The 16,245-nt window shown below is 48.0% G+C and carries 13 protein-coding genes; 9 read left to right on the top strand and 4 right to left on the bottom strand.

Annotation, left to right across the window (positions count from 1 at the left end; translation table 11 throughout):
* The first annotated feature begins 398 nt into the window (after positions 1–398).
* From dapC to RF679_RS09095, 8 genes are all read left to right on the top strand, one after another.
* Complete coding sequence (dapC, locus tag RF679_RS09130; RefSeq protein WP_309483894.1) at positions 399–1,628, top strand: succinyldiaminopimelate transaminase; 1,230 nt, start codon at positions 399–401, stop codon at positions 1,626–1,628.
* An 81-nt stretch (positions 1,629–1,709) separates the two neighbouring features.
* Entirely contained in the window at positions 1,710–2,537 is an 828-nt protein-coding gene (gene dapD / locus RF679_RS09125) for a 2,3,4,5-tetrahydropyridine-2,6-dicarboxylate N-succinyltransferase (protein WP_309483893.1), read from the top strand.
* Positions 2,538–2,610: 73 nt separating this feature from the next.
* A complete protein-coding gene (locus RF679_RS09120) occupies positions 2,611–3,762 on the top strand; it encodes a PilT/PilU family type 4a pilus ATPase (RefSeq protein WP_309483892.1) in 1,152 nt (383 codons plus the stop codon).
* Positions 3,763–3,803: 41 nt separating this feature from the next.
* The gene (locus RF679_RS09115) at positions 3,804–4,178 is read left to right on the top strand and encodes an arsenate reductase (protein WP_309483891.1); all 375 of its coding nucleotides are present in this window, start codon (positions 3,804–3,806) and stop codon (positions 4,176–4,178) included.
* A 7-nt stretch (positions 4,179–4,185) separates the two neighbouring features.
* On the top strand, positions 4,186–5,319 hold the full coding sequence (gene dapE, locus RF679_RS09110; RefSeq protein WP_309483890.1) for a succinyl-diaminopimelate desuccinylase: 1,134 nt from the start codon (positions 4,186–4,188) through the stop codon (positions 5,317–5,319).
* A gap of 50 nt (positions 5,320–5,369) precedes the next feature.
* Entirely contained in the window at positions 5,370–6,266 is an 897-nt protein-coding gene (gene prmB, locus RF679_RS09105; protein WP_309483889.1) for a 50S ribosomal protein L3 N(5)-glutamine methyltransferase, read from the top strand.
* A gap of 129 nt (positions 6,267–6,395) precedes the next feature.
* On the top strand, positions 6,396–8,399 hold the full coding sequence (locus RF679_RS09100) for an ATP-binding cassette domain-containing protein (protein WP_309483888.1): 2,004 nt from the start codon (positions 6,396–6,398) through the stop codon (positions 8,397–8,399).
* Positions 8,400–8,529: 130 nt separating this feature from the next.
* Positions 8,530–9,327, top strand: a complete 798-nt coding sequence (locus RF679_RS09095) for a substrate-binding periplasmic protein (protein ID WP_309483887.1) — start codon at positions 8,530–8,532, stop codon at positions 9,325–9,327.
* Positions 9,328–9,396: 69 nt separating this feature from the next.
* Here RF679_RS09095 and RF679_RS09090 read toward each other — a convergent pair whose 3' ends face one another.
* From RF679_RS09090 to ppsA, 4 genes are all read right to left on the bottom strand, one after another.
* Positions 9,397–10,353: a DNA ligase gene (locus RF679_RS09090; protein WP_309483886.1), complete on the bottom strand. Its 957-nt coding sequence runs from the start codon at positions 10,351–10,353 to the stop codon at positions 9,397–9,399.
* 222 nt (positions 10,354–10,575) lie between these two features.
* Entirely contained in the window at positions 10,576–11,493 is a 918-nt protein-coding gene (locus RF679_RS09085; RefSeq protein ID WP_309483885.1) for an SPFH domain-containing protein, read from the bottom strand.
* An 87-nt stretch (positions 11,494–11,580) separates the two neighbouring features.
* A complete protein-coding gene (locus RF679_RS09080) occupies positions 11,581–12,018 on the bottom strand; it encodes an NfeD family protein (RefSeq protein ID WP_309483884.1) in 438 nt (145 codons plus the stop codon).
* Between the two features lie 354 nt (positions 12,019–12,372).
* Positions 12,373–14,781: a phosphoenolpyruvate synthase gene (gene ppsA, locus RF679_RS09075; RefSeq protein WP_309483883.1), complete on the bottom strand. Its 2,409-nt coding sequence runs from the start codon at positions 14,779–14,781 to the stop codon at positions 12,373–12,375.
* A 522-nt stretch (positions 14,782–15,303) separates the two neighbouring features.
* On the opposite strand from ppsA, the gene ppsR reads away from it, so the two are divergent.
* Positions 15,304–16,149 (top strand): posphoenolpyruvate synthetase regulatory kinase/phosphorylase PpsR, encoded by an 846-nt coding sequence (gene ppsR / locus RF679_RS09070; RefSeq protein ID WP_309483882.1) that lies wholly within the window; start codon positions 15,304–15,306, stop codon positions 16,147–16,149.
* The last annotated feature ends 96 nt before the right edge of the window (positions 16,150–16,245 follow it).

The following is a 16,245-nucleotide window of genomic DNA, read 5'->3' as shown; positions in this document are numbered from 1 at the left end:
GCCCCCCAAATTCGAGGATTTGGAGCGCAAAACTTAGCCTTAAGCCAAGTCAGACCGCACATCATAACATTCTCGGCGCTGAAAATATGCGTTTTTGAATTTCATGCCACGATCATCGAACTGACATCGGGAATTTGAAAAAGACCAAAACAAGAACGCCATCCTACCTTTGCTTATTCATAGACGTATTTATATGCTTATTCCAAATGAAACTTCCAAGTCTGTCGCACGAGGCTATAATACGGGCTCGTTGACGCTGGCAGATTGACGATCGATTGAAGACTTATTTCTTTACCCTGAAAAGGGAAATAAAGCCAAGAAATGAAGCGCTCCAAGTCTGAGTTAATCCAGCAGCTTGGCAAGCACGCCCATCCCTTCGTTTATAACCGGTTATCAAAGTGAATCCCTACCTCGAACTGCTGCAAGCTTACCCATTCGAAAAGTTAAGAAAACTCTTTGCAGGCACCACCCCAAATCCCAACTACAGCCCAATCAGCTTAGGCTTGGGGGAACCCAAACATGCAACTCCGGACTTAATTAAGCAAGCACTAATCGACAATCTCGACGGCCTCGCCAATTATCCAGCAACCCTTGGTAGTGAAACATTGCGGCTCGCCATCAGCCAGTGGTTATCCCGTCGCTTCGATGTCCCTCAACTTGACATTGCGTCGCAAATTTTGCCAGTGAATGGTTCACGCGAAGCCTTGTTCTCACTGGTTCAGGCAGTCGTCGACCCGACTCGTACGCAAGGCGGCAAGCCTATCGTGATGTGCCCGAATCCGTTCTATCAAATCTACGAAGGGGCCGCCTATCTAGCTGGCGCAGAGCCCTATTTTGCCAATGCGAATCCTGCACGCAATTTCGCCCCTGACTACAGTAGTATTCCCGAAGAGATTTGGCTTCGTACGCAGTTGGTCTTTGTTTGTTCGCCAGGCAATCCCACCGGCGCGGTGTTGACACAAAAAGACTGGGAAGAGCTTTTCGCACTATCGGAAAAATATAACTTCGTGATTGCTGCCGATGAATGTTACTCAGAGATCTATTTCAAGGAAGAGACTCCTTTAGGCAGCCTGACCGCTGCGCATCGCTTCGGCTTAAAGGATTATCGCAACTTAATTACTTTATCGAGCCTATCGAAACGCTCTAACGTGCCCGGCATGCGCTCTGGCTTCGTTGCTGGCGATGCCAAGCTCATTAAAAATTTCCTGCTGTATCGCACTTATCACGGCGGCGCAATGGCACCACCTGTACAAGCAGCGTCAACTGCGGCATGGAATGATGAAGCTCATGTGATTGAAAATCGAGAGCTCTACAAACAAAAATTTGCTCAAATCACACCAATTCTGCAAGAAGTTCTCGACGTCGCATTACCCGATGCCGCCTTCTACCTCTGGGCCGACGTCACCAAGCATACTCCCATGAGCGATACAGAATTCGCCTTAGCTCTCTACCGAGACTATAATGTGACAGTTTTGCCGGGCAGTTATCTTGCGCGAGAAGCGCACGGCATCAATCCTGGAAAAAATCGCATTCGTATGGCCTTAGTCGCCGAAGTTGACGAATGTTTGGAGGCCGCACAACGGATCGCCAGCTTTGTTCGTCAGCACATGCAAGCACCCTCCGCATGATCGATCGTCAGAACTACTAGAAACATTCATAGAATTCATAGAAAAATTTAACATCTTTCATCCACTTCAATTTCTTTCGTCATGACACAACAACTTCAATCGATTATCGAACAAGCCTGGGAAGACCGCGCTAACTTTTCACCAAAAAACGCGCCAGCCGAATTGCGTGAGGCAGTTGCACACGTTCTCGAACAACTAGACTCTGGCGCATTGCGCGTCGCTCAAAAACTCGATGGAGCATGGCAGGTCAATCAATGGGTGAAAAAAGCGGTTCTGCTCTCGTTCCGCTTAGAAGATAACATCGTCATGCCCTCTGGCGATCACATGCAATTCTTCGACAAAGTGCCGACCAAATTCGCGAACTATACCGCCGAAGATTTTCAACGTGGTGGCTTCCGCGTCGTACCACCAGCCGTCGCGCGCCGTGGTAGCTTCATTGGCAAGAACGTGGTCTTGATGCCATCGTATGTGAACATCGGCGCCTATGTTGATGAAGGTGCGATGGTCGACACTTGGGCAACGGTTGGATCTTGTGCACAAATTGGTAAAAACGTGCACTTATCTGGCGGCGTCGGCATTGGTGGCGTTTTAGAACCTATGCAAGCCAACCCCACCATCATTGAAGACAACTGCTTCATCGGCGCTCGCTCCGAAATCGTTGAAGGCGTCATCGTAGAAGAAAACTCCGTGATCTCGATGGGTGTATATATTGGTCAGTCGACAAAAATCTATGACCGCGCAACTGGAGAAGTCAGCTATGGCCGCGTCCCTGCTGGCTCGGTTGTAGTGTCCGGCAACCTCCCGTCCGCATGCGGCAAATACAGCCTGTACTGCGCCGTCATCGTGAAACGTGTCGACGCACAAACACGCTCGAAAACCAGTATTAATGAATTGTTGCGTGGTGCATAATCGCACTACAAACCACCTCGAGTGGATCTCAAAATAGCAAAAACACAGCGACATAGATAAAGGGGGAATTAACATGGCAATGGATCGTCTGTTTCAACTCATGAAGGACAAAAACGCGTCAGATATGTTCTTCGCGATTAATTCTCCCATTCATCTCAAAATCAATGGCAACCTCCTGCCGATCAATCAGCAACGCATGGATGAAGATAACATCATGACTTTGTTAGCAGAGGTTGTCTCACCTGAACACCTCGCGCAATTTAAGCGCGACAATGAACTCAACATTGGTATTGGCGCGCCTGGTATAGGTCGCTTCCGTTTATCTGCCTTCAAACAACGTGGTTCGACTTCGGCTGTATTTCGTTTCGTTCCCGGCGTCATTCCAGCTTTGAACACGCTCAATCTGCCTCCCGTTTTGTCCGAATTAATCATGGAGAAGCGTGGTCTCATTCTCGTTGTCGGCGCAACCGGTTCAGGAAAGTCAACCTCCATTGCGTCAATGTTGGATTTTCGCAATGAGACTAAGACTGGTCACATTTTGACGATCGAAGATCCGATCGAATATCTATTCCGCAGCAAAAAATCGATTGTGAATCAACGCGAGGTTGGCACTGACGCTGATAGTCTCAAAACCGCTTTGCGAAATTCCTTGCGCCAAGCACCTGATTGCATTTTGATTGGTGAGATTCGCGATCTAGAGACCATGATGGCGGCGATCGCTTATGCGCAATCCGGTCACTTGGTTGTGGCAACCTTGCATGCTAACAACAGCTATCAGGCTTTAAATCGCATTATTAGTTTCTTCCCGATTGAAAATCGAAGCGCACTCCTGCTCGATTTGGCAGCTTCCGTCAAAGCAATTATCTCGCAACGCCTCATTAAGGCCGCTAATGGTGGACGATGCCCGGCAGTCGAAATCATGCTCAATACTCGTTACGTTGCCGAGCTGATCGAACAAGGTAACATCTTCCAAATTAAGGAAGCCATTGAGAAGAGCTTAGCGCCTGGTTCACAAACCTTTGAACGCGCGCTACTACAACTCATCAAAGACGGCTTAATCACTCAAGATGAAGGCTTGGCGAACGCGGATTCTGCCAATAACTTGTTATGGCTGATTAATAACGACGCACAGTTGGCACAGAAAAATCAACCTGTGCCTGAGCCGGAACCCGAACCAGAGCTGAAGGATCAAGCGACCTTCACTGAATTCACGTTGACCCTTTAAAACTAGCGATTTGCCCCCGCAAGACAAGAATCTATCATTGCATGACGACACCACGAACAATCACGATGTACGGCATCCCGAACTGCGATACCGTCAAAAAGGCTCGCACTTGGTTGGATGAGCATGGGATCAATTTCGTCTTCCATAACTTTAAAAAAGATGGATTAACAAAGAGCACCGTTGAAACTTGGCTCACCGATTCCGATCTAGCAACCCTGATCAATCGTAAGGGCACAACGTGGCGCGCTCTTTCCGATGCAGACAAGCTACGCGCAGACGACACACTAAGCGCAATTTCTTTGATGGTAGAACAATCATCCGTCATAAAACGCCCAGTGCTCGTGATCGATCATGGCAACGCACTAAAGGTCCACGTCGGCTTCTCCACCGAGCGCTACCAAGCCCTCTTTTCCTGACATTTTTATGAGCAAAACTCTCGCGCTCACCGAGCAATTGATCGGTTTAGATTCCGTTACCCCCGAAGACAAAGGCTGCCAGCAAACCTTGATTAGCCTCTTGCAACCATTAGGTTTTGCATGCGAAACCATTCAATCAGGTGACGTCACCAATTTGTGGGCCCGTCGTGGCACACAGCAACCTCTAGTGGTCTTCGCGGGACACACTGATGTCGTGCCGACAGGCCCAGTCAACCAATGGTCTTCCGCACCGTTCTCACCAACACATCGTGACGGCAAATTATTCGGGCGCGGCGCAGCTGATATGAAGACTTCGATTGCGGCCTTCGTTGTCGCGACCGAAGAATTCATTCAAGCACATCCAGAACACCAAGGCTCGATCGGTTTCTTGATTACGAGCGATGAGGAAGGTCCGGCAACTGATGGTACAGTGGTCGTCTGCAATCAACTCAAAGAGCGTGGCGAGCAACTCGATTACTGCATCGTTGGCGAACCGACCTCGAGCGAAGTTCTAGGTGACACCATCAAAAATGGACGGCGCGGAACCATGTCCGGCAAACTCACCGTAAAAGGTGTGCAGGGCCATATTGCGTACCCCCAGCTCGCAAAAAACCCGATTCATCTGCTTGCGCCTGCGCTGAATGATTTGGTCAATGAAGTGTGGGATCACGGTAATGAGTATTACCTTCCAACTTCGTGGCAAATGTCAAATATCCATGCGGGTACCGGCGCATCAAATGTGATCCCCGGCGAAATTGTGATTGACTTCAATTTCCGTTTTTGCACGGCGAGCACTGCAGAGGGTTTGCAGCAACGTGTCCACGCCATCCTCGACCGACACGCGCTCGACTATGATCTCAAATGGACCATCGGCGGCTATCCGTTCTTAACACCAAAAGGCGATTTGAGTGAGGCACTCGCCTCTGCCATTTTGGCCGAGACTGGCGTTGTGACAGAACTTTCCACCACAGGTGGCACCTCTGATGGTCGTTTTATCGCCAAAATCTGCCCACAAGTCGTCGAGTTCGGACCACCCAATGCCAGCATTCATAAAATCGATGAACATATCGAATTGAAATACATCGATCCGCTCAAGAATATTTATCGTCGAACACTCGAAAATCTTCTTCTGCCAAAATAAAGCAGAAAAACAAAAATCACTCGTTATTCAGACGAGGAAAGGTAAGCATCATGACTTCAAACAGTACACCATTTCAAACATTACGCGATCTCTTGCGTTATGCGGTCACGCGTTTCAACACCGAACAATTATTCTTTGGTCACGGCAGCGCCAATGCCTTAGATGAAGCTGCCTATTTATTGCTGCATACTTTGAAACTGCCGCTGGATAAGATAGAGCCCTTTCTCGACGCGCGCTTGCTGGCCTCTGAAATCGACACTGCTTTGGCAGTGATCGAACGCCGCGCCACTGAGCGTGTACCTGCATCTTACATCACCAAAGAAGCGTGGCTCGGCACTTACAACTTCTACGTCGATGAACGCGTCATCGTGCCGCGATCGTTTATCGCTGAACTGATTCCAGAGCGCTTCGCCCCATGGGTGCAAGATCCCGACGAAGTCACCGACATTCTTGAACTCTGCACTGGCTCTGGCTGTTTGCCGATTATGCTGGCCGATGCTTTCGATAACGCACAAGTCGACGCGGTCGATATTTCTGCCGACGCCCTCGCCGTGGCGCGCATTAATGTGGAACGTTATGAGCTTGAAGATCGCATTCAATTGATACAGTCCGATCTCTACGCCAATGTCCCGGACAAACAATACGATTTGATCATCACGAATCCACCTTACGTGAATTCGCAATCCATGAGTCGACTTCCTAAAGAGTACTTGCACGAGCCACAAATCGCTTTAGCGGGCGGTGACGATGGTATGGATTTAGTGCGAAAAATTGTTGCCGGTGCTGGTCAGCGCCTGAAGCCAAATGGCATTTTGATGGTTGAAATCGGCAATGAACGCATTTATGCAGAACAAGCTTTTGATGAGCTTGGCCTCACTTGGCTGACCACCAGTGCAGGTGACGACATGGTGTTCATGCTGACCGCTGAACAGATCCAAGATCTTTAAGACGTTTCAGCGGTTCACTTCTGCTTTGCCGACTCAATTGCTCAATCACTACCGAGCAAAAAATTCTTATTCAGATCGTTTCTCTTTCAGTGAAACGATCTCTCATTTTCTGCTTTAACTTAAGTTCCTATGATCCGCCTTCAACAAGTCAACCTCGCCCGCGGTACCAAATCATTGTTTGAGCAAGTTGACCTCAGCTTGAATCCGGGCGACAAGATCGGCCTCATTGGCTCAAATGGTGCGGGCAAATCCAGTTTGTTTGCCATGTTGCGGGGTGAGATTCATCCCGATCAAGGTAGTATCGATTTTCCCGCCAGCTGGCAAATGGCGCATGTCGCACAAGAGACGCCACCACTGCAACGTAGTGCGATCGACTATGCGATTGATGGCGACGAACGCTTGCGCAGATTCGAGGCGCAATTATCGGAGTTGGAACAGCGAGATGATCACGAAGAACATGGGATCGCGATCGCCGAACTACACTCCGCCTTGGCCGACGCCGATGCCTATACGGTGCGTTCGCGTGGCGAACAACTATTGACGGGACTCGGCTTCTCCCAAGAGCAGATGGATTTGCCTGTGGCCAGCTTCTCAGGTGGATGGCGTATGCGCTTAAACTTGGCACAAGCGCTGATGTGTCGCTCCGATTTGCTCTTACTCGATGAACCGACCAACCATCTCGACTTGGATGCCATTATTTGGCTAGAGGATTGGCTCAAACGCTATCAAGGGACGCTGATCATCATTTCCCATGATCGCGACTTCTTGGATGGTGTGGTGAATGTAGTCGTGCATATCGACGACAAAAAACTCAAACGTTACTCTGGCAATTATTCTGCGTTTGAACGCCAACGTGCGGCGCAAATGGTATTAGCACAAAGTGCGATCGAAAAACAAAATCGTAAACGCGCTCATTTGCAATCCTTCATCGATCGATTCTCTGCAAAAGCGACCAAAGCGAAACAAGCCCAAAGTCGCATCAAAGCGTTGGAGCGCATGGAAGAATTAGCGCCTTTGCGTGCCGCTGCTGAATTTTCATTTGAATTCCGCGAGCCACTGAGCGCACCGAATCCTATGCTGGTGATGGATGAAGTCGATTGCGGCTATCGTATCGACGCTGAAGACGACCAGAACAGTGAGATCAAGACCATCGTTCGCAAGGTCAAATTCTCACTGCAAATCGGGCAACGCATCGGCCTGCTTGGGATCAATGGCGCTGGTAAATCAACCTTAATTAAAACCATTGTTGGCGAAATTCCCGCTCTTGCTGGCACCATCACCACCGGTAAAGGATTGTCGATCGGTTACTTCGCCCAGCATCAAGTAGAAATGCTACGCCACGATGAATCGCCGCTGTGGCACTTGGCGCATATCGCACCAGAAGCACGTGAACAAGATTTACGGAATTTCCTCGGTTCGTTCAATTTTCCAGGAACCATGGTCACGAGTCCGATCGCGCCATTTTCCGGCGGTGAAAAAGCGCGCTTAGCTTTGGCGATGATCGTGTGGCAGCGCCCCAATCTTTTGCTACTCGACGAACCGACCAATCACTTGGATCTAGAAACGCGTGAGGCCTTGACTGAGGCATTGGCTCAATTTGAAGGCACCTTGGTGGTCGTTTCACATGATCGCCATCTGTTGCGTGCTACGACTGATCAATTCTTGATCGTCGCAGATGGCCGCTTGTTGCCATTTGATGGCGATCTTGACGATTACAAACAATGGTTATACGAAACTAAACTCGCCCAATCGTCTGGTACATCGACGTCAAAACCGCCATCGAACAATGAAAGTACATCGATTAGCGTAAGTGCTTCAAGCTCCAACAAATCGAGCGCTAATCCAATAGACGACAAAGAACGTAAACGTCGCGAGGCAGAAGAGCGACAACGTCTATCAGCGATTAGAAAACCGATTGAAGCACGCATTAAACGTCTTGAAGAGCAGATGGCTAAACTGAATGCGAAGAAAGAATCTTGTACACAGCAGCTCAGCGAGCCTAGCATCTACGACGAGGCGAACAAAGAAGTTTTGAAAAACTTGGTATTGGATCAAGCCTACGTCAGCAAAGAACTTGAACAACTTGAGATGGAATGGTTGGAACAACAGGAACTACTCGAGGCTGCTGTTTAAGGTCTGATCACTGCTAACATTAGATTCGGCATCACCACGTGGGTTGATGCGATTAATGCCGTTGCTTGCACGCTCCAGTTGTCGCATCAAACCTTGCCAGCACCCACATTCGGTCTTACCATTGGACGTTATGAAATGTAATTTCCATACGATGCTGCAGACCAATACGAGCCTCTCTAAGCTAGTCTCGCTCGTCTTGCTGTCGACAATCCTTCTGGCGAGCACCGCGCACGCAACTCAAGGTCAAGCTACGATCAAAATTTATACCGAACATCTTCCCCCGTATAACTATCTTGAAGATGGCGAATTCACTGGTTATTCGACCGAGATTCTGAAGGCAATGTTGAAAGAGGCTGGGCTCAATTCAAGCTTCACCATGCTTCCTTGGGGACGCGCCTATCTGAGCGCGAGCACTGAGCCCAGCAGTTTGCTGTACACAACGACTAGGACTCCCGAACGAGAAGCCTACTTTGAATGGATAGGTCCGATCGGGCCTCGGAAAATGCGACTGTTTAAGCTCAAAGAGAGGCGTGATATTCAAATCAAATCTGAAGCTGATCTACGGAAGTATCGGGTCGGCATTGTACGTGATACTTCCGCCATTAAACTCGTTGTTGAACGAGGCTTGTTCAGCAAACAACAAATCGACGAGGCGCCAACAACGACCTCAAACATGAAGAAGTTATTTTTCAGGCGAATTGATTTTATCCTCGCGACCAGCGGTGGTGCACGCTATGAGTTAGAGCATTTGCCATATCGATTAGAAGACATCGAACCCATCTATACTCTCGATGAAGATTTCCAATTTTATTTCGCTGTCAATAAGTCGACCGATGCTGTCACTGTCAACAAACTAAAAGCTGCATTTGAAAAGATAAAGGCAACCGGGCTCTTGGAAATACTCAGAAAAAAATACAGCGTGGATTGAACGAACTAATGAACGACTATGGAATCCGTTCCCTCTCATGTCTATCGACGACTCTCAAAATGAACGCAGTCAATCGGCATCGTATTCGCGCAGATAAGTTGCGAATCGAGGCACACCGCTCGGATTCAATTCGCGATAGCGATATGTGAGCCATGTTCCAACCGGCAAAGGTTTATCACGCATTTCGTCGCTAAAACCGGAGCCTATTTTAAAGCGCAGACCATCCCGATTTTCAACGAGATAGGCTCCCAGCTTTCCTTGGTATTTTCCGCTTCCCTCAAGATGCCTAACAACCTGAGCCTCGGCATCAAAAAACGGTTTATATTTGAACATCGCGGCATTTCGTGCGCCAATGAAGCTTGCCTGCTTCGCGTGTAACACTACGCCCTCAGCACCTGCTTTGGTTAGGTCATGAAAGTGATTATTAATGGCCGCCAGTGTGGCAAATTCCACTTGATCTACTATATGCAACCAAGGTACTCGTAGTCGTTTTACTAGACTTTGTAATTCCAAATATCGATTACTGAATTCGCCTTTACCATGGGGAAGCTCAAACAAGCAGAATTTAATTTGACGCCATTCATCGTGATCGAGCTGCGACCGACGAACTGCAGCTGAAAGCTCTTCAAACTTTCCTCGTGCCATCCAGAGCTCTCCATCAAGTTCTATGTCGACAGGGAAGTCTTGAACGAACCACGAAGGCGCAGGTATCACTCGCCCACTACGAAATAAAAGCTGTTTTCCATTCCAATAAGCACGCACACCATCGAGTTTCTCGCTCACATAGTAGTCAGATGGCTTCCCCTTTAAGCGATCCAATGAACTCAAGGTTTCAGGGAGAACTAACGGTAAAGCTGTGGACTCCAGCTTGCGAGCCTGCTTTTGTACCCTTCTTTTATCGTGCGACACCTCGGAAGCTAATGCTTCCGATATCACATTCAAATGAAATAGGCTAATTAGCCCAACGCTTGTGTGGCCGAGACCTTGGACGAAACGGCGCAAAACGTAACGGCGTGGTTGATTCATTTTTAACTCCCTCTTAGTCAGCCGGAAAAAATAGCCTCATAGAATTAGTATAAAAACAAATCTTTTTGACATCAACAGGAATAGCATTAAAAACAACAAAACCCAGACGTGTTACCGATTGGGCTTTGTTGCTGCTAGTGCCGACAAAGAGAAATTACCCCAATCCAATTGAGCTAAAGTGGGATATCGAACTTCACCCGCTCTACAACAATTTTAAGCAAATTATTTAGTGGATTTCACAACTTGCATCGCACTCGCAATGAGGCCGCTCATATCACTCATATTCGCAGGCACAATAATGGAATTATTGGTCTTCGCCAAATTACCAAAGGCTGCTACGTATTGCTCCGCCACCTTCAAATTCACAGCATCTTCACCGCCTGGTTCGCGAATCGCTGAGGCTGTTTTACGAATCGCTTCTGAACTTGCCTCTGCAATCGCCAAGATTGCCGCTGCTTGACCTTGTGCACGATTGATTGCAGCTTGTTTTTCACCTTCAGATTTCGCAATAGCTGCCTCACGTTCGCCCGAAGCGATATTGATTTGCTCTTGCTTGCGACCTTCCGATGCAGCGATCAAGGCGCGTTTCTCGCGTTCAGCCGTAATTTGCGCTTGCATCGCATGTAGGATTTCTTTTGGTGGTGTCAAGTCTTTGATCTCATAACGCAAAACTTTCACGCCCCAATTCGCTGCAGATTCATCGATCGCGTTCACAATCGTGGTGTTAATGTGTTCGCGCTCTTCGAAAGTTTTGTCGAGCTCCATCTTACCAATCACTGAACGCAAAGTTGTCTGCGCTAACTGCGTAATCGCCGCGATGTAGTTTGACGAGCCATACGAGGCTCGCATTGCGTCTGTAATTTGAAAGTACAAAATACCGTCCACTTGCAGCTGCGTATTATCCTTCGTGATACACACTTGCGGTGGCACGTCCAATGGGATTTCTTTCAATACGTGTTTATATGCAATGCGATCCACAAACGGAACCACGATATTGAGCCCTGGCGCTAGCGTTGCGTGGTATTTACCCAATCGCTCCACCACCCAAGCATCTTGTTGTGGTACGACCTTCACTGTTTTCATGATGAACACCAAGGCCACCATAAACAAAACAAATACGACAAATGTTGAATTTTCCATGTTTTATCCTTTTTCTCTTTATTTATTTAACGCTCAAATTCTTCTTAAACTGATCCACCAAGCTTCAACTACTTTTCGAAACCTATCTTAAAGCACAGGACGAACTACCAATCGACTTCCAACAACCTGCACGATCTCAAAGCGCCCATTGTTGGCATGCCCATGCTGCAATTCAATGTCCCACAGCGCGCCACGATATTTGCTACGCGCCACAAAGCGCCCATTTCCTGCATCGGTCCATTCGTTGATATCCAACTGCTGTCCAATATCGATATTGACGTTAGGATTGCTGCTGACCTCGGGCTTGTGCTGTAATCCAAAACGACTGAAGTGCAAACAGGTCGTCGCCACCGCACCAACCACTGCAGCCACCACCAATTGCAACGCGACCGAATCAAACAAACTCGCCATTGCCGCACCGGCTAGCAAACCGATTGAGACCATCAACAAATAGAAAGTCCCCGTCATCAACTCCAAAATCACAACGGCACCCGCTGCGATCAACCACCACATCCATGCTTCCATTTCTTTTTCTCCTTGTAAAAGCACATCTCGATAACAATTAATAAAGCAACATTATGTTCAATGATACTCCGAAAGACATCGGTAATTTCAAAACAAAAAAACCCTCGACACCTAAGGTGCGGAGGGTTTCGGGATCTTGAGCAGTAAAAGGTTTAATCTTGGTCTTTTTCTTGTTTTGATGCTCGGAGCTTACTCACCCACTATGACACGAAGATGACACACACAAAATAGAAACGTGCACCGTTGACTAAAGCACTTAAAAACAACACCAAACCAATCCCACAAATGAAAAACGCCAGTCGTCACCAACTAGCGTTTTCCTTTAGCATAAATCAACAAGCTTAGTTGACCATCTTAGTTGGCCAATTTTTTCCAAGTATCAACGACTGAATCAGGATTCAGGGAAATCGATTCGATGCCCTCTTGCATTAACCACTGCGCGAAGTCTGGATGATCCGACGGACCTTGGCCACAAATGCCAACGTACTTCCCTGCTTTGCGACATGCTGAGATGGCGCGTGATAGCAAGGCTTTCACTGCTGGGTCACGTTCATCAAAATCTGCAGCCAACAGCTCCATACCAGAATCGCGATCGAGACCTAAACTCAATTGCGTTAAGTCGTTAGAACCAATCGAGAAGCCATCAAAATGCTCTAGGAATTCATCTGCCAAAATCGCATTCGATGGTACTTCGCACATCATAATCAAACGCAAACCATTTTCGCCGCGCTTGAGACCATTTTGCGCCAACAAAGAGACGACTTTTTGCGCCTGACCCAAGGTACGCACGAAAGGCACCATGATTTCCACATTAGTTAAGCCCATATCATTGCGTACGCGCTTCATGGCTTGGCATTCCATCTCAAACGACTCAGCAAAATCTTTTGCCAAATAACGCGCAGCACCGCGGAAACCCAACATTGGGTTTTCTTCGTCTGGTTCGTAGCGTGTACCGCCAATCAGTTTTTTATACTCGTTCGATTTAAAATCGGACAAGCGCACGATGACTTTCTTAGGCCAGAAAGCTGCTGCAATCGTCGCCACACCTTCAGCCAATTTATCGACGTAGAAAGCCTTCGGCGATGCATGACCACGAGCAACCGATTCAACTGCCTTCTTCAAATCAGGATCGATATTCGGGTATTCCAAAATCGCTTTTGGATGCACACCAATATTGTTGTTAATGATGAATTCCAAGCGCGCCAAACCGACACCCTCGTTAGGCACAGATTGGAAGTCAAACGCCAACTGTGGATTGCCAACGTTGAGCATAATCTTCACTGGCAATTTCGGCAAATCACCACGGACTTCTTCAGTCACTTCGGTTTCGAGCAAACCGTCATAGATTTTCCCTTCGTCGCCTTCTGCGCAGGACACCGTCACCAAAGTTCCATCTTTCAAGACTTCAGTCGCATCACCGCAACCAACCACGGCCGGCACACCCAACTCACGCGCGATAATCGCCGCATGGCATGTACGGCCACCACGATTGGTCACAATCGCAGAAGCACGCTTCATGACAGGTTCCCAGTTAGGATCGGTCATATCCGCAACTAACACATCGCCTGGTTGTACACGTTCCATCTCCGATGGATCATGAATCACACGAACGCGACCCGCACCAATTTTTTGACCAATCGCACGGCCAGATACCAACACAGTGCCCGTACCTTTGAGCTTGAATCGTTGCTGCGCATCGGTCGCCTTTTGTTGCGACTTCACTGTTTCTGGACGCGCTTGCAAAATGTAGAGTTTGCCGTCGCGCCCATCTTTACCCCATTCGATGTCCATTGGACGCGCATAATGCTTTTCGATGATCACAGCGTACTTCGCCAATTCAACGACTTCTTCATCAGTCAAAGAATAACGATTGCGTAATTCGATAGGCACGTCGACAGTTTTTACTGAGCGACCAGCTTTCGCCTCACCAGTAAATTCCATCTTGATCAATTTAGAACCGATGTTACGGCGGATCACAGGCAGCTTGCCTTGCTCGAGCATAGGTTTGTGCACATAGAATTCGTCTGGGTTCACCGCACCTTGCACCACAGTCTCACCGAGACCATAGCTGGACGTGATGAAGACTACGTCTTTGAAGCCTGATTCAGTATCAATGGTGAACATCACGCCAGCGGCGCCAACGTCGGAACGCACCATGCGTTGCACGCCCGCAGACAAAGCCACTTCTGCGTGGGTAAAGCCTTTGTGGACGCGATAAGAGATTGCGCGATCGTTGTACAAAGATGCAAACACATGTTTGATTGCTTCCAACACGTTATCGATCCCAACCACATTCAAGAAGGTTTCTTGCTGGCCGGCGAATGAAGCATCTGGCAAATCTTCTGCCGTTGCAGAAGAACGCACTGCGAAGGACATTTCTGCGCTGGAATCTGCCACTAAGCGCGCATAGAATTCTTCGATTTCTTTTTGCAAACGTGGCTGGAATGGCGTATCGATAATCCATTGACGAATCTCAGCACCCGCCTTCGCCAATTCTTTTACGTCTTCGATATCCAAATTTTCTAAACGATTCGCAATCTTCTGCGCGATCGATACGCCACCGTCGGCGCTATACGCCAAGAAATCACGGAAAGCTTGTGCGGTGGTGGCGAATCCACCTGGGACACGAACACCAGCCGATGCTAATTGGCTGATCATTTCGCCGAGAGAAGCGTTTTTACCTCCAACGGATTCAACATCCGTCATCCGTAAATGCTCAAACGAGGCGACATAAGTTGCCTCGGTATTTGCTGCGTTAGACATAACAACCTCTTTTTTGATGATAAGAAATCTGTCGCCCTGCTTGCATACACCGATGTTCGATTACGACCCACGATTCTTCTTTTTCTTGGCTTTATCGTATCGCCAACAACGGTTTAGAAATTCTGAACGCATTGTACCTTGTGCGCTGCAAAAAACACATTAGCCCTACACAATTAAAGTCTAATTTTTGTTGAATTTGAGTAATATATCAAGATCAAGTTTCACTTGTCTGCGTTTTTTGACATTGTGCGCAAAATCGTACACCTCACCTCTCTATGAACGACGAAATAAAGCGTCGCAGCACTTCAATACCACCCCTAGGAGAAACCGCTTTGCAATCAGCTTTCTCGTTTAGAATAGAGTCACTAGAAGAGCGATCGTGCCTTCTGTTCAACCCAATTGCTTGTCTAGACAATTAAGCAAACGCAGCCCGAGAGCAGCAACGAAACAGGACGACCTCTGCAAAATAGACACAACGCGCACGCCCCAAGCCATCACGACATTTTTTCCGCCAATTTCACTATGCCAGATCAAAACGCTCACCACTTACCGAATGCCAATCGTACTGTTTTCTTTGTTTCTGATGGCACGGGGATTACCGCAGAAGCTTTCGGCCATGCCGTGATCACCCAATTTGATCTGAAATTTAAACAAGTGCGCCTGCCATTTATCGACACCATCGAAAAAGCCGAAGATGCAGTACGACGCATCAATGAAGCCTTCGATTTAACTGGCAATCGCCCTATCGTATTTTCTACCTTGGTCAAGCCGGAACTGGCGCATGTCATTTTCCGTTCCAAAGGTTTGCACATGGATTTGATTCAAACCTTTGTCGCACCTCTAGAAGAAGAACTGGGGGTCAAGTCTACCCACACAGTTGGCCGTAGCCATAATATTGCCGATACTGAAGAATACAAAAACCGCATCGAAGCAATCAACTTCTCGCTCGCTCATGATGACGGCCAGTCAAACAAAAATCTTGAAGCAGCAGACGTGATCTTGGTCGGCGTTTCTCGTTCGGGTAAAACACCAACCACGCTCTACTTAGCGATGCAGTATGGTATCAAGGCAGCTAACTATCCACTGATCCCAGATGATTTTGAACGCGGCAAACTACCTTCAGCCTTACCTCAGTTCAAAGGAAAGATTTTCGGCTTGAGTATTGCACCCGAGCGGCTCTCCGAGATCCGCAATGAACGCCGTCCCGGCAGTAAATATGCATCCCTTGAAAACTGTCGTTACGAGGTGAACGAAGCGGAGGCCATGATGAAGCGCGAAGGCATACGTTGGCTTTCATCGACTGCAAAGTCTATCGAGGAGATTGCCACCACGATTTTGCAAGAAGTAAAACCTGATTCGCGCTTATGATTCTCGCGCAATTCCGATTCTTTGTCTTACAAGCAATCGGCCGACGCTGACGAACGCGAGGAAGAAATTAAAAAGCCCAATCAGTTTTATAGACTA

Origin of the sequence: Undibacterium cyanobacteriorum, assembly GCF_031326225.1 — a bacterium.
Lineage (GTDB): Bacteria > Pseudomonadota > Gammaproteobacteria > Burkholderiales > Burkholderiaceae_D > Undibacterium > Undibacterium cyanobacteriorum.
Note: the sequence above shows the minus strand (reverse complement) of the source record. Positions and strands in the feature narration are given on the sequence as shown.

What these genes read in the sequence shown, in the direction of transcription:
- RF679_RS09080 (WP_309483884.1), bottom strand. Translation starts at nt 12,018, where the DNA reads ATGGAAGCATGGATGTGGTGGTTGATCGCAGCGGGTGCCGTTGTGATT.
- dapD (WP_309483893.1), top strand. Translation starts at nt 1,710, where the DNA reads ATGACACAACAACTTCAATCGATTATCGAACAAGCCTGGGAAGACCGC.
- ppsA (WP_309483883.1), bottom strand. Translation starts at nt 14,781, where the DNA reads ATGTCTAACGCAGCAAATACCGAGGCAACTTATGTCGCCTCGTTTGAG.
- RF679_RS09100 (WP_309483888.1), top strand. Translation starts at nt 6,396, where the DNA reads ATGATCCGCCTTCAACAAGTCAACCTCGCCCGCGGTACCAAATCATTG.
- RF679_RS09120 (WP_309483892.1), top strand. Translation starts at nt 2,611, where the DNA reads ATGGCAATGGATCGTCTGTTTCAACTCATGAAGGACAAAAACGCGTCA.
- RF679_RS09115 (WP_309483891.1), top strand. Translation starts at nt 3,804, where the DNA reads ATGACGACACCACGAACAATCACGATGTACGGCATCCCGAACTGCGAT.
- dapE (WP_309483890.1), top strand. Translation starts at nt 4,186, where the DNA reads ATGAGCAAAACTCTCGCGCTCACCGAGCAATTGATCGGTTTAGATTCC.
- RF679_RS09085 (WP_309483885.1), bottom strand. Translation starts at nt 11,493, where the DNA reads ATGGAAAATTCAACATTTGTCGTATTTGTTTTGTTTATGGTGGCCTTG.
- RF679_RS09095 (WP_309483887.1), top strand. Translation starts at nt 8,530, where the DNA reads ATGAAATGTAATTTCCATACGATGCTGCAGACCAATACGAGCCTCTCT.
- prmB (WP_309483889.1), top strand. Translation starts at nt 5,370, where the DNA reads ATGACTTCAAACAGTACACCATTTCAAACATTACGCGATCTCTTGCGT.
- ppsR (WP_309483882.1), top strand. Translation starts at nt 15,304, where the DNA reads ATGCCAGATCAAAACGCTCACCACTTACCGAATGCCAATCGTACTGTT.
- RF679_RS09090 (WP_309483886.1), bottom strand. Translation starts at nt 10,353, where the DNA reads ATGAATCAACCACGCCGTTACGTTTTGCGCCGTTTCGTCCAAGGTCTC.